The sequence below is a fragment of the Kitasatospora sp. MAP12-44 genome, assembly GCF_029892095.1.
In the GTDB taxonomy this organism is placed as follows: Bacteria; Actinomycetota; Actinomycetes; order Streptomycetales; family Streptomycetaceae; genus Kitasatospora.
This window is the reverse complement of record NZ_JARZAE010000004.1, coordinates 5,730,200-5,744,924: the sequence shown is the minus strand read 5'-3', so window position 1 is coordinate 5,744,924 and position 14,725 is coordinate 5,730,200. Positions and strand designations below refer to the sequence as shown.

The 14,725-nt window shown below is 66.2% G+C and carries 6 protein-coding genes and 3 rRNA genes; 2 read left to right on the top strand and 7 right to left on the bottom strand.

The window, feature by feature from the left end; translation table 11 throughout:
- Window positions 1–444: 444 nt before the first annotated feature.
- Together P3T34_RS26515 and P3T34_RS26510 are read left to right on the top strand one after the other, a co-directional pair.
- A complete protein-coding gene (locus P3T34_RS26515; RefSeq protein WP_348534688.1) occupies window positions 445–2,997 on the top strand; it encodes a SpoIIE family protein phosphatase in 2,553 nt (850 codons plus the stop codon).
- A gap of 353 nt (window positions 2,998–3,350) precedes the next feature.
- Complete coding sequence (locus tag P3T34_RS26510; protein ID WP_280668540.1) at window positions 3,351–3,920, top strand: acetate uptake transporter; 570 nt, start codon at window positions 3,351–3,353, stop codon at window positions 3,918–3,920.
- A 63-nt stretch (window positions 3,921–3,983) separates the two neighbouring features.
- On the opposite strand, the gene P3T34_RS26505 is transcribed toward P3T34_RS26510, so the two are convergent.
- The 7 genes from P3T34_RS26505 to P3T34_RS26475 all read right to left on the bottom strand — a co-directional run bounded on the left by P3T34_RS26505 (window position 3,984) and on the right by P3T34_RS26475 (window position 14,549).
- Window positions 3,984–4,835 (bottom strand): phosphatase PAP2 family protein, encoded by an 852-nt coding sequence (locus P3T34_RS26505; RefSeq protein ID WP_280668539.1) that lies wholly within the window; start codon window positions 4,833–4,835, stop codon window positions 3,984–3,986.
- Window positions 4,836–4,951: 116 nt separating this feature from the next.
- Window positions 4,952–5,068: ribosomal RNA gene (gene rrf, locus P3T34_RS26500) — 5S ribosomal RNA — on the bottom strand.
- An 84-nt stretch (window positions 5,069–5,152) separates the two neighbouring features.
- Window positions 5,153–8,273 (bottom strand): 23S ribosomal RNA (locus P3T34_RS26495).
- Window positions 8,274–8,556: 283 nt separating this feature from the next.
- Window positions 8,557–10,078 (bottom strand): 16S ribosomal RNA (locus P3T34_RS26490).
- Together the 16S, 23S and 5S rRNA genes form the textbook arrangement of a ribosomal RNA operon.
- 704 nt (window positions 10,079–10,782) lie before the next feature.
- Entirely contained in the window at window positions 10,783–12,291 is a 1,509-nt protein-coding gene (locus P3T34_RS26485; protein WP_280672407.1) for a CoA-acylating methylmalonate-semialdehyde dehydrogenase, read from the bottom strand.
- 163 nt (window positions 12,292–12,454) lie between these two features.
- Window positions 12,455–12,916 carry a hypothetical protein gene (locus tag P3T34_RS26480; protein ID WP_280668538.1) on the bottom strand — a complete coding sequence of 154 codons (462 nt, stop codon included), beginning with the start codon at window positions 12,914–12,916 and terminating at the stop codon, window positions 12,455–12,457.
- 112 nt (window positions 12,917–13,028) lie between these two features.
- Complete coding sequence (locus P3T34_RS26475) at window positions 13,029–14,549, bottom strand: gamma-aminobutyraldehyde dehydrogenase (protein ID WP_280668537.1); 1,521 nt, start codon at window positions 14,547–14,549, stop codon at window positions 13,029–13,031.
- Between the last annotated feature and the right edge of the window lie 176 nt (window positions 14,550–14,725).

The following is a 14,725-nucleotide window of genomic DNA, read 5'->3' as shown; positions in this document are numbered from 1 at the left end:
TTGTGGGCAGGGCGGCGGCCCGCCCCGCTTCGCGGCGCCGGTGTCGACCGGCCGCCGCGCACCGCCGGGGGCTTCTGGCCCGTGGTGGTGCCCTGCCCGGCAGCGTCCTTGGTGGCCGAACTCAACTGGACCCTCCCACACACATCGCGACTGGCTCCCGCACGCCTGCGCAGCGGCACGGAGTACTGCGGATCCCCCAGTCTGACAGCACCGACCGACCGTGTAAGGCCGGTTACCCAGGCTTGACACGGGTGCGGGTACCCCGAGGTGGGCAGAATCACCCTCTGGAGCCTGTTTCGGCGCCCCTGGCCCCCGGGGAAACCTCGCGGAAAGTAGGGTGGAGCGCTGCACCTCGCCCTGGCCTGACCCACCGGGACCCGAAATCCCGCGCCGGTGAACCCCAGGTGCCCGGCAGCCGTACCCCGACAAGAGGAGAAGTCGCCCGTGGTCACCGCGCGCGCAGCCGCCACCTTCGACCCGGACGGCCGGTCGGCCTCCGCCGCGCGCCGGTTCGTCCGCGACGCGCTGCTGGGCTGGGGGCTGCCCGAGGTCGTCGACGACGCGGTCGTCCTGGTCAGCGAACTGGTCACCAACGCGGTCGTCCACGCCGGGACAGCCGCCGAGGTGAGCTGCCTGCGCGAGGAGGACTCGGTGCAGATCGGGGTCACCGACCGGCACCCCGAACGCGGTCTGCCCTCCTTCTCCGGCTCACCGAGCGACGACGCGGTCTCCGAGCACTTCGCCGACGCCGAGGGCGAGGGCGGGCGCGGCCTGCTGATGTGCTCGGCACTCTCCAGCCGGTGGGGCGTGGAGTACACCGCCGGGCAGAAGACCGTGTGGTTCCGGCTCCCGCTGCAGCGCAGCTCGCCCGGCACCCGGTACGCGCTGCCGCAGGCGCCCGGCGAGGTGCTGCCGAGCACCGACGGGCCGGTGCTGGTGGCGGTGGTCCAGGTCGACAGCGACGGGATCGTCCGCGCCTGGAACGCCGACGCCGAGGGCCTCTTCCAGCACCCGGCCGACCAGGTGCTCGGCGCGCCCTGGGCGGAGCGGGTGGTCTGGCCGCAGAGCGCGGGGACGGCGAGCGGGCTCGCCGACACCCTGCGGCTGGCCCGCTGGGAGGGCACCTTCGCGGTCCGCCGAGCCGACCAGCGAGCCATCGAGGTCTACGGCTCGCAGGTCCGCGTGCTGGACGCCACCGGCACTCCGTCCACGCTCTGCCTGATGGTCCGCGAGCGCGACCGCGCGGTGCTCTGCGCGCCGCAGCGGCCCACCGCACCCGGGCCCGCCGCGGCGGCCGTCGAGCCGCTGGACCTGCTCGCGGACGGCGTGCGGGCGGACGACCTGGCCGCGCTGCTGCAGCGCACCGTCGAGCGCACCCGCGACCTGCTGGACGGCGACGCCGCCTACCTGCTGCTGACCACCGAGGACGAGAGCGAGTTCGAGGTCCGCGCCTCCACCGGGCTGCCGGCCAACCGCCAGCGCTTCGCCAAGATCCCGGTCGACGGCGGCCACGGCCGCTACGACTCGGCCCGGCTGCCCGCCGTCCACGAGGACCTGGACATCCGGCCCGGCTCCGTCCCGCTGCTCAGCGGCACCGGACTGCGCTCGCTGATCACCGTGCCGCTCAAGGTCGAGGGCCGGCTGACCGGCTCGCTGGGCGTCGCCTCCAGCCGCCCCCACCACTACGACAACGACCAGGCGCTGCGCCTGCAGTTCGCCGCCGACCGGATCGCGCTCTCCGTGGAGAACGCCCGGCTGGCCGAGTTGGAGCGGCTGCGGCGCGGCTCGCTCTCCTTCCTGGTCGAGGCCTCCGACCTGCTGGCCGGCACCCTGGAGCACGAGCAGACGCTCGCCCTGATGGCCCAGATGGCGGTGCCGACGCTGGCCGCCTGGTGCGCGGTCTACACCACGGCCGAGCAGAGCCGCACGGCCCAACTCGCCTTCGTCCTGCACGAGGACGAGGAGCGGATCGACCCGCTGCGAGCGCTGCTGAAGCGCACCACCAAGCCCGAGGCGGTCGCCACGCCGGGCGCCACCAGCTGGGCCGGCCCGGCCTCGGCGCTGACCGCCGCCGAGCCGCCCGGGCTGATCGGCGAGACCGTCGTGCTGCCGCTCTCCGCCCGCAACCGGGTGATCGGACTGCTGGTGCTCGGCACCTCGGCCGGGGTGCGGTTCCGCCAGGAGATCCTGGAACTCGCCGAGGACCTGTCCCGCCGGGCGGCCCTGGCGCTGGACAACTCGCGGCTCTACTCGGAGCGCAACGCCACCAGCCAGGCGCTGCAGCGCAGCCTGCTGCCGCCCGAGCTGCCGAAGATCCCCGGCGTCGAGGTGGAGGTCTACTACCAGGCGGCGGGCGAGGGCAACGAGGTCGGCGGCGACTTCTACGACCTCTTCTCGATCCGCGAGGGAACGTACGGCTTCGCGATCGGCGACGTCTGCGGCACCGGACCGGAGGCCGCCTCGGTCACCGGCCTGGCCCGCCACTCGCTGCGCCTGCTCGCCCGCGAGGGCCTGGACGCCCCGCAGGTGCTCACCCGGCTCAACGCGGCGATCCTCGACGAGGGCAGCCGCAGCCGCTTCCTCACCCTGCTGTACGGCGAGTTGACGCCCCGCCCGGACGGCTGCACCGAGCTCAGCCTGGTCTGCGCCGGGCACCCGCTGCCGCTGCGGCTCCAGGTCGACGGGCAGGTCAGCAGCGCCGCGACCCCGCAGCCGCTGCTCGGGGTGCTCGACGACCTGGAGCTGACCGCCGAGAAGGTGGTGCTGCTGCCGGGCGAGGTCCTGCTCTGCGTCACCGACGGCGTGACGGAGCGCCGCGAGGGCCAGCGGATGCTGGGCGAGGACGGCCTCGCCCAGGTGCTGAGCGGCTGTACCGGGCTGACGGCCGGCGCGGTGGCTGCACGGGTGCAGCGGGCCGTGGAGCGGTTCGCACCCGAGCCGCCGTCCGACGATATGGCGATCATCGCCCTGCGCGTACCGATCCAGCGACAGGGCTGATCAGCAGCCGGTCAGGACTGATCGCAACTCAGCTGACAAACCAACAAATTCAGCGATTCACAAGGGTACAAGCGACTCCAGGCCGGGTAGAACCCAGCTGACCGGGGAGTCCCCCGGCGAACCCCCGTCCCGGCGGCTCTGAGCTGCGGGGACGCCTTCAGGCCGCTGCCGCCTACGCCCTGGGTCCACCAGGCCGCACCGGCGCGGCACAGCGGCGGTTGTCGAAACCCGCCGACGCTGTCAGCACCGTCTCCCCCCTCACACACGCGAATCCTCGCGCCCTCGCCAGGGCCGCTTTCCCTGCGCGGGCGCTCACCTCGTCATGACCTCACACAGCGTGAAAGGAGCCTCCGGTGAGCAATGAAGCTACCGGGGCCGACGCCCGATCCGCGGCACTGGACGCGGGTCCACTCGGTTACCTCGCACTCGGCCTGACCCTTCTCTCCTACGGGGTGCTGCAGACCGGCGTCCTCAGCGGCACCAGCACAGCCCACGCGGCCGGCCTCGCGCACTTCGTCGGCGGGATCGCCCTGTTCATCGCCGGCCTCTGGCAGTTCCGCTCCGGCGACACCTTCGGCGGCACGGCCTTCGCGGGCCTGGGCGCCTTCTGGCTCACCTGGGCGGCCGGAGTCGGCGCCGGCGGGGGCGGAAAGCACGCGGCCGGCCTGTTCCTGCTGGTCTGGACCCTGCTGGCGCTCACTCTCGCAGCGGCGAGCTGGCACTCCGGGCTGTTCAGCCGGGGCGTCTACGGTCTGCTGACGATCTCCCTGCTGCTCGCCGCGATCGGCACCTTCGCGGGCTCGGACGGTCTGGTGAAGGCCGCCGGCTGGGTCGCGGCCGTCTCGGGTCTGATCAGCTGGTACTGGGCCACGGCGGCCCTGACCAACAGTGGCTGGGGACGCGCGGCACTGCCGGTGAAGTGATCAGCTGACCGCACCACGGTTGGGTGGGCGGCACCTCGGCGGAGGTGCCGCTCACCCAACCGGTTAGCGACGGGTGGCGGGCTGGTCCCCCCACGGCCGCGCCGTCGCCTCTGCCCGCCCGGCGGACCCGGCGCGCGCCCGCGCGCGCTGCCAGCCGTACTGCGCGGCGTACGCCAGCAGCAGCAGCCAGACGGCGACCAGGCCATCGGCCCAGAAGTGGTTGGCCGTCACCACGACGACGGCGATGGTCAGCAACGGGTGCAGCAGGATCAGCCAGCGCCAGGGCGACCGAGCGATCCTGATCACCGCGACCGCCACCAGCACGCACCAGGCGACATGGACGGACGGCATCGCGGACAGCTCGTCCGCTCGCACCCCGCCGAACCCCGCGGTGTAGACGGACTGGCCGTACTCCGCGGCGACATCGACGAAGCCGCTGTCAGGCAGCAGGCGGGGCGGGGCAACCGGGATGAACTGGATCAGCAGGCAGGCCGCTGTCACCAGCACCACGGTGGTCCGCACCCACGCGTACCGCGCGCGGTGCCGGAGGAAGACCCAGGCCAGCAGCGCGATCATCGCGGCGAAATGCATGCTCGCGTAGTAGTAGTTGGCCAGCCGCACCAGCAGCGGGTACGGGGTGATCGCCTGCTGCCAGGACGCCTCGTCCGGCAGGCCGAGTCTCAGCTCGGTGTGATGGATCCACTCGGCGCGGTCCAGCGCGTGATTCGTGCTCATCAGGGAGAGCTGACCGACCAGTTGCCAGAGCCCGAACAGCGCCAGGAGCGTGCCGGCCTCCCGCAGGACGGCCACCACGGAGGTACGACGGGGCGCGGCCCGGTGGACGACGTAGGCGGCGGCCAGCAGCGCGGCGCCGGTGCCGCCGGCGCTCTGCCACGAAAGGGTCAGATTCTGCAACGCCCTGTGCCTCTCCGCCGAGCCGAACTGCTGGATGAGAGGGTAACGCCTCGGTGGCAAACGCAGATAACCCCCGTCCGACGAATCGGATGGGGGTTATCTGGTATTCAAAGATTGTTCGGCGGCGTCCTACTCTCCCACAGGGTCCCCCCTGCAGTACCATCGGCGCTGTGAGGCTTAGCTTCCGGGTTCGGAATGTAACCGGGCGTTTCCCTCACGCTATGACCACCGAAACACTATGAAACTGTCAACCGCACCGCCCCATGGCCATGGGACGGGGTCGTTGTTTCAGAACAACACAGTGGACGCGAGCAACTGAGGACAAGCCCTCGGCCTATTAGTACCGGTCAGCTCCACCCATTACTGGGCTTCCACATCCGGCCTATCAACCCAGTCGTCTACTGGGAGCCTTACCCTCTCAAGGAGGTGGGAATACTCATCTCGAAGCAGGCTTCCCGCTTAGATGCTTTCAGCGGTTATCCCTCCCGAACGTAGCCAACCAGCCATGCCCTTGGCAGGACAACTGGCACACCAGAGGTTCGTCCGTCCCGGTCCTCTCGTACTAGGGACAGCCCTTCTCAATATTCCTACGCGCACAGCGGATAGGGACCGAACTGTCTCACGACGTTCTAAACCCAGCTCGCGTACCGCTTTAATGGGCGAACAGCCCAACCCTTGGGACCTACTCCAGCCCCAGGATGCGACGAGCCGACATCGAGGTGCCAAACCATCCCGTCGATATGGACTCTTGGGGAAGATCAGCCTGTTATCCCCGGGGTACCTTTTATCCGTTGAGCGACGGCGCTTCCACAAGCCACCGCCGGATCACTAGTCCCTGCTTTCGCACCTGCTCGACCCGTCGGTCTCACAGTCAAGCTCCCTTGTGCACTTACACTCAACACCTGATTGCCAACCAGGCTGAGGGAACCTTTGGGCGCCTCCGTTACTCTTTAGGAGGCAACCGCCCCAGTTAAACTACCCACCAGACACTGTCCCTGATCCGGATCACGGACCCAGGTTAGACATCCAGCACGACCAGAGTGGTATTTCAACGTCGACTCCACGACAACTGGCGTTGCCGCTTCAAAGTCTCCCACCTATCCTACACAAGCCGAACCGAACACCAATATCAAGCTATAGTAAAGGTCCCGGGGTCTTTCCGTCCTGCTGCGCGAAACGAGCATCTTTACTCGTAATGCAATTTCACCGGGCCTATGGTTGAGACAGTCGAGAAGTCGTTACGCCATTCGTGCAGGTCGGAACTTACCCGACAAGGAATTTCGCTACCTTAGGATGGTTATAGTTACCACCGCCGTTTACTGGCGCTTAAGTTCTCAGCTTCGCCCGACCGAAGTCGGACTAACCGGTCCCCTTAACGTTCCAGCACCGGGCAGGCGTCAGTCCGTATACATCGCCTTACGGCTTCGCACGGACCTGTGTTTTTAGTAAACAGTCGCTTCTCGCTGGTCTCTGCGGCCACCCCCAGCTCACGGAGTAAATCCGATCACCAGGAATGGCCCCCCTTCTCCCGAAGTTACGGGGGCATTTTGCCGAGTTCCTTAACCATAGTTCACCCGAACGCCTCGGTATTCTCTACCTGACCACCTGAGTCGGTTTGGGGTACGGGCCGCCATGAAACTCGCTAGAGGCTTTTCTCGACAGCATAGGATCATCCACTTCACCACAATCGGCTCGGCATCAGGTCTCAGCCTTAATGAGTGACGGATTTGCCTATCACTCGGCCTACACCCTTACCCCGGGACAACCACCGCCCGGGCTGGACTACCTTCCTGCGTCACCCCATCGCTCACCTACTACAGACTTGGGTCACCGGCTCCACCACGTCCTTTTGTCCGAAGACTCCAGGCCGGCTTCGCGGGCTTAGCATCATCTGGTTCGACGTTGGCGCTTCAAAGCGGGTACGGGAATATCAACCCGTTGTCCATCGACTACGCCTGTCGGCCTCGCCTTAGGTCCCGACTTACCCTGGGCAGATCAGCTTGACCCAGGAACCCTTGGTCAATCGGCGCAAGAGTTTCCCACTCTTGTATCGCTACTCATGCCTGCATTCTCACTCGTGAACCGTCCACAACTGGATTCCTCCGCTGCTTCACCCGGCACACGACGCTCCCCTACCCATCACAGCAGGCGTTGGCCCTATTGCTGCAATGACACGACTTCGGTGGTGTGCTTGAGCCCCGCTACATTGTCGGCGCGGAATCACTTGACCAGTGAGCTATTACGCACTCTTTCAAGGATGGCTGCTTCTAAGCCAACCTCCTGGTTGTCTGTGCGACTCCACATCCTTTCCCACTTAGCACACGCTTAGGGACCTTAGTCGGTGTTCTGGGCTGTTTCCCTCTCGACCATGGAGCTTATCCCCCACAGTCTCACTGCCACGCTCTCACTTACCGGCATTCGGAGTTTGGCTAAGGTCAGTAACCCGGTGAGGCCCATCGCCTATCCAGTGCTCTACCTCCGGCAAGAAACACGTGACGCTGCACCTAAATGCATTTCGGGGAGAACCAGCTATCACGGAGTTTGATTGGCCTTTCACCCCTAACCACAGGTCATCCCCCAGGTTTTCAACCCTGGTGGGTTCGGTCCTCCACGAAGTCTTACCTCCGCTTCAACCTGCCCATGGCTAGATCACTCCGCTTCGGGTCTTGGGCGTGCAACTCAAACGCCCTATTCGGACTCGCTTTCGCTACGGCTACCCCACACGGGTTAACCTCGCTACACACCGCAAACTCGCAGGCTCATTCTTCAAAAGGCACGCAGTCACGAGACACACAGCAAGCTGGTGTCCGACGCTCCCACGGCTTGTAGGCACACAGTTTCAGGTACTATTTCACTCCGCTCCCGCGGTACTTTTCACCATTCCCTCACGGTACTATCCGCTATCGGTCACTAGGGAATATTTAGGCTTAGCGGGTGGTCCCGCCAGATTCACACGGAATTTCTCGGGCTCCGTGCTACTTGGGAGAAGCTCAAGTGAGCCGCACAGATTTCGTCTACGGGGGTCTTACCCTCTACGCCGGACCTTTCGCATGTCCTTCGACTATCCATACGGTTTCTGACTCACCCAGCCGCCGGCAGACGACTGAAGAACTTTCCCACGACCCCGCATTGGCAACCCCTGCCGGGTATCACACCAATACGGTTTAGCCTCATCCGGTTTCGCTCGCCACTACTCCCGGAATCACGGTTGTTTTCTCTTCCTGAGGGTACTGAGATGTTTCACTTCCCCTCGTTCCCTCCACATACCCTATATATTCAGGTACGGGTGACAGCCCATGACGACTGCCGGGTTTCCCCATTCGGAAACCCCCGGATCAAAGCCTGGTTGACGGCTCCCCGGGGACTATCGTGGCCTCCCACGTCCTTCATCGGTTCCTAGTGCCAAGGCATCCACCGTGCGCCCTTAAAAACTTGGCCACAGATGCTCGCGTCCACTGTGCAGTTCTCAAACAACGACCAGACACCCACCTACAAAACCCCTTGACAGGGCAGTGTCCGTGGGACCGGCACTGAAGCAACGACCATGACAGCCGTTCCCTCAGGACCCAACAACGTGCCCGACACACCCGACCCGCCGATACGTTCCACGCACCGAAGTGCAGTACTGGTATCAACCAACCGTGTGTGCCGAATAGTCAACGTTCCACCCATGAGCTGACCGTGCGAGACATTTGCTCACAATCGGCCGTGTGCTCCTTAGAAAGGAGGTGATCCAGCCGCACCTTCCGGTACGGCTACCTTGTTACGACTTCGTCCCAATCGCTGGTCCCACCTTCGACGGCTCCTCCCCTTACGGGTTAGGCCACCGGCTTCGGGTGTTACCGACTTTCGTGACGTGACGGGCGGTGTGTACAAGGCCCGGGAACGTATTCACCGCAGCATGCTGATCTGCGATTACTAGCAACTCCAACTTCATGGGGTCGAGTTGCAGACCCCAATCCGAACTGAGGCCGGCTTTTTGGGATTCGCTCCGCCTCGCGGCATCGCAGCCCTTTGTACCGACCATTGTAGCACGTGTGCAGCCCAAGACATAAGGGGCATGATGATTTGACGTCGTCCCCACCTTCCTCCGAGTTGACCCCGGCAGTCTCCTGTGAGTCCCCATCACCCCGAAAGGCATGCTGGCAACACAGAACAAGGGTTGCGCTCGTTGCGGGACTTAACCCAACATCTCACGACACGAGCTGACGACAACCATGCACCACCTGTATACCGACCACAAGGGGGCGACCATCTCTGGCCGTTTCCGGCATATGTCAAGCCTTGGTAAGGTTCTTCGCGTTGCGTCGAATTAAGCCACATGCTCCGCTGCTTGTGCGGGCCCCCGTCAATTCCTTTGAGTTTTAGCCTTGCGGCCGTACTCCCCAGGCGGGGAACTTAATGCGTTAGCTGCGGCACCGACGACGTGGAATGTCGCCAACACCTAGTTCCCACCGTTTACGGCGTGGACTACCAGGGTATCTAATCCTGTTCGCTCCCCACGCTTTCGCTCCTCAGCGTCAGTAATGGCCCAGAGATCCGCCTTCGCCACCGGTGTTCCTCCTGATATCTGCGCATTTCACCGCTACACCAGGAATTCCGATCTCCCCTACCACACTCTAGCCTGCCCGTATCGAATGCAGACCCGGGGTTAAGCCCCGGGCTTTCACATCCGACGCGACAAGCCGCCTACGAGCTCTTTACGCCCAATAATTCCGGACAACGCTCGCACCCTACGTATTACCGCGGCTGCTGGCACGTAGTTAGCCGGTGCTTCTTCTGCAGGTACCGTCACTTGCGCTTCTTCCCTGCTGAAAGAGGTTTACGACCCGAAGGCCTTCATCCCTCACGCGGCGTCGCTGCATCAGGCTTTCGCCCATTGTGCAATATTCCCCACTGCTGCCTCCCGTAGGAGTCTGGGCCGTGTCTCAGTCCCAGTGTGGCCGGTCGCCCTCTCAGGCCGGCTACCCGTCGTCGCCTTGGTAGGCCATTACCCCACCAACAAGCTGATAGGCCGCGGGATCATCCTGCACCGCCGGAGCTTTCCACCCACCCCCATGCGAGGACAGGTCATATCCGGTATTAGACCTCGTTTCCAAGGCTTGTCCCAGAGTGCAGGGCAGATTTCCCACGTGTTACTCACCCGTTCGCCACTAATCCACCCGAAGGCTTCATCGTTCGACTTGCATGTGTTAAGCACGCCGCCAGCGTTCGTCCTGAGCCAGGATCAAACTCTCCGTGAATGTATACCCGTAATCGGGTGACACCCGCGTTGAGCGGCACGACAACCACCGGAATAGGGTGGCAACGTGCACTGCGTCCTCGCTGTGTATTACTTCAAAAGGAATCTCCAACCCCGATCCGAAGATCAAGGCCGGGGATGTCAACATATCTGGCGTTGACTTTTGGCACGCTGTTGAGTTCTCAAGGAACGGACACTTCCTTCGAACTGCCTTCGCAGTATCTCCGGGCGCTTCGTTCAGTACTTCGTTTCGTTCTTCACTCAGCTTATCAGACTCGCCGTTCGGCGTTTCTCACTCGCTTTCCTGCTTCGCGGTTTCCCGCCGCAGTGCCTCCGACCTTACCAGGTCTTCCGCACCGCCTCGGCCCTCAAGTGGCCTTCGCCGTAACCGACCTGACGGCCTGTCCGACGCCTCAAACTCTAGCCCGGCTCCGCCCCGAAAAGCGAATCCGACCCCACTCGCCGAAATGCAGACACAGCAAAACAGAACCCCCTGCGACAAGGCACAGGAATGGCATACGTATTGCTGAGAAAGGTGTTTCAGGAGAGTGGCCGCCCCGGGACCGTCCGCGCCGATGCGTGTCCGGTGCTCCCTGCCGAGCGACTAGGACACGCTACGCCCTACTGGTGGCTGATGCAAACGCGGCCGGCCCACCTGCGCAGACGGGCTGCGGGTGGGCCGGCCGAGGTGCCGTACCAGCGGGATCAACTGTTGGTCGGGAAGCCCAGGTTGATGCCACCGTGCGAGGGGTCGAGCCAGCGCTGGGTGACGGCCTTGCCACGGGTGAAGAACTGCACGCCGTCCGGGCCGTAGGCGTGGGTGTCGCCGAACAGCGAGGCCTTCCAGCCGCCGAAGGAGTAGTAGGCCACCGGCACCGGGATCGGCACGTTGATACCGACCATGCCGACCTCCACCTCGTGCTGGAAGCGCCGGGCAGCGCCGCCGTCGTTGGTGAAGATGGCGGTGCCATTGCCGTACGGGTTGGCGTTGATGAGCTCCAGGCCCTCCTGGTAGGAGGCGACCCGGACGACGGAGAGGATCGGGCCGAAGATCTCGTCGTTGTAGACGGACATGCCCGGCTTCACGTGGTCGAAGAGCGTCGGGCCGAGCCAGAAGCCGTCCGTCGTCATGCCGCCGTTGGTGTCGGCCTCGGTGATCGGGTGCTTCCGGCCGTCCACGGCCAGCTCCGCGCCATCCGCGATACCGGACTCGACGTACGAGGTGACCTTGTCGCGGTGCTGGCCGGTGACCAGCGGGCCCATCTCGGAGTCGCCGTTGCAGCCCGGGCCGACCTTCAGGACGGCCATCCGCTGCTTGATCTTCTCGACCAGCTGGTCGCCGATCGGGTCGACCGCGACCAGCACCGACACCGCCATGCAGCGCTCGCCGGCCGCGCCGAAGCCGGCGTTGATGGCGGCGTCGGCGCTCAGGTCGAGGTCGGCGTCGGGCAGCACGAGCATGTGGTTCTTGGCACCGCCGAGCGCCTGCACCCGCTTGCCGTACCGGGTGCCGGTCTCGTAGACGTACCGGGCGATCGGGGTGGAGCCGACGAAGCTGACCGACTTGATGTCGGGGTGCTCCAGGAGGCGGTCGACCGCGACCTTGTCGCCGTGCACGACGTTGAAGACGCCGTCCGGCAGCCCGGCCTCCTTCCAGAGCTCCGCGATGAAGTTGGCCGCCGACGGGTCCTTCTCCGAGGGCTTGAGGACCACGGTGTTCCCGGCCGCGATCGCGATCGGGAAGAACCACATCGGCACCATCGCCGGGAAGTTGAACGGCGAGATGATCGCGACCGGTCCGAGCGGCTGGCGGATCGAGTAGACGTCCACGCCGGTGGAGGCCTGCTCGGTAAAGCCGCCCTTGATCAGCTGCGGAATCCCGCAGGCGTACTCCACCACCTCCTGGCCGCGGGCCAGCTCGCCCAGCGCGTCCGAATGCACCTTGCCGTGCTCGGACACGATGATCGCGGCCAGCTCGTCCTTGCGGGCGTTGAACAGCTCGCGGAACTTGAAGAGCACCGAGGTGCGCTTGGCGATGGACGCGTCGCGCCACTCGGCGAAGGCGGAGACCGCCGCGCTGACGGCCTGGTCGACCTCCGAGATGCCTGCGAAGTCCACCTGACCCGAGATCCGGCCGGTGGCCGGGTCGTAGAGGTCACCGCGGCGGGGTGCGGCGCCCGCAGTGGGCACCGGCGCGCCGTTGATCCAGTGGATGCAGTGCTTGTTGGTGCTGGGCTTGTTGGTGCTCAAGATCGTCTGCCTCCGAATTCCCGGCGCTACCGCGCTCTGAATCCAGTCTGCTCGCCGGGCCCGCGAGGCTCAACGAGCACAATGCCGGAGATAGCCCAGTTGGCCTTACACCTCGTACATCAAAAACTCACGGGTGCTCGCGCGGCCCTCCGAGGCCGCCCGCTGCCTCGTGCAGCGCCAGTTCCAGCAGCACGGGGTCGTTCAGCGCTCCCGACCCGTCCGGCGGCACCAGCCAGCGCAGCCCCCGGCTTCGGCGGGTCGGGTGCGGCACCAGGACCCAGGTGCCCTCTCCCGCACCGCGCACCCCCGTGCCCACCCACCAGGCGGCCGTGCCGACCGGGACGAAGAAGCCGACGCTCCCGTCTCCGGGGTCCACCAGCACCGGCCCCCGCCCGCCGAGCAGCTGGTCGAGCACCCCCAGCGCCGGGTGCCCCAGCGTTCCGGGCACCAACAGCACGTCCCAGAGCCGGCCGGCCGGCAGCAGCACCACCCCGAGTCCGCTGCGGTGCCACTCCCGTCGGCAGGCCTCCGGGTCGGGTGCGGCAGCCGACAGCCACTCCACCGCGTTGGTGGGTCCGGTGTTCTGCATGGCTCGTCCTCTGCTCGCCCGACGCGGCGGGCATCGAGGCCGCCGTCCACAGGGAGAGAGCGCTGAGCTGCGGTTCTCTTACACGGGTAGCGCACGACCTCTGCGGAACGGGTCAGTCGCGGTCGCCGAAGATCGTCCGGTGCCAGTCCTTCCTGGCCACCGCCGTGATGTCGAACATGACGTGCTTGACCTGGGTGTACTCGTCCAGCGAGTACTGCGACATGTCCTTGCCGAAGCCGGAGGACTTGTAGCCGCCGTGCGGCATCTCGCTGATGATCGGGATGTGGTCGTTCACCCAGACGCAGCCGGCCGCGATCTCCCGGGTCGCCCGCAGCGAGCGGTGGAGGTCGCGGGTCCAGGCCGAGGCGGCCAGCCCGTACGGGGTGTCGTTGGCCAGCCGCAGGCCCTCGTCATCCGAGTCGAACGGCAGCACCACCAGCACCGGGCCGAAGATCTCGCCCTGCACCACCTCGCTGTCCTGGGCGGCGCCGGTGATCAGCGTCGGCAGGTAGTAGGCGCCGCGGCCGAGGTCGGTGCCGTCGTGGCCGACGGTCGGGGCCGCTCCGCCGGTGACCACCCGCGCGCCGTAGCCGCGGGCGCGCTCGACGAAGCCCGCCACCCGGTCGCGGTGGGTGAAGGAGACCAGCGGCCCGAGGTCCGTGCTCGGGTTCAGCGGGTCGCCCAGCCGGATGGCCGCGTACAGCTCGGCCACGCCGTCGACGAAGGCGTCGAAGAGCGGGCGCTGCACATAGGCCCGGGTGGCCGCGGTGCAGTCCTGTCCGCTGTTGATCAGCGAGGCGGCCACCGCGCCGTGCACGGCGGCTGCCAGGTCGGCGTCGTCGAAGACCACGAACGGGGCCTTGCCGCCCAGCTCCAGGTGGGTCCGCTTGACGGTCGCGGTGGCCAGCTCGGCGACCCGCTTGCCGACCGGGGTCGAGCCGGTGAACGAGACCATCGAGACGCCCGGGTGCGACACCAGGTGCTCGCCCGCCGAACGGCCGGCGCCGGTCACCACATTGACCACACCGTCGGGGATGCCCGCCTCGGTGCAGGCCCGGGCGAACATCAGCGAGGTGAGCGGGGTCAGCTCGGCGGGCTTGAGCACGATGGTGTTCCCCGCCGCGATGGCCGGCAGGATCTTCCAGGCCGCCATCTGCAACGGGTAGTTCCACGGCGAGATCGAGCCGACCACGCCGATCGCCTCCCGCCGCACGTAGGAGGTGTGGTCGCCTGAGTACTCGCCGGCCGCCTTGCCCTCCAGGTTGCGGGCGGCGCCCGCGAAGAAGGCGGTGTTGTCGATCGTGCCGGGCACGTCGAACTCCGTGGAGAGCTTGATCGGCTTGCCCGTCTGCGCCGTCTCCACCCGGGCGAAGTCCTCGGCCCGGTCGGCCAGGATCGCGCTCAGCCGCAGCAGCGCCTCGGAACGGCTGCCGGGCGTGGCCCGCGACCAGTCGGGCAGCGCGGCCGCCGCCGCGGCCACCGCGGCGTCGACGTCCGCCGTCGAGGCCAGCCGCACCTGCTCGACGGTGCTGCCGTCCGCCGGGTTGACCACGTCGAAGGACTCGGTGCCGGTCCCACCGGTCAGCCTGCCCGCGATGTACTGCGCACCGTCCGTGAAGCTGGTCAGATCCATTGCTCTGTTCTCCTCCGCGTGCCCATGCCGTCATTGCAACCCGCTCCGGCCCGCCGACGATGCCCGCTCGGCGACAAACCGGACAAGACCCACTCCGAAAGCCGATCCGGCAAGGGCCTTACACAGTGCCAACAGGCGCGCCGGGCAACAGGTCGTCGCCAGGATGCATGATTCAC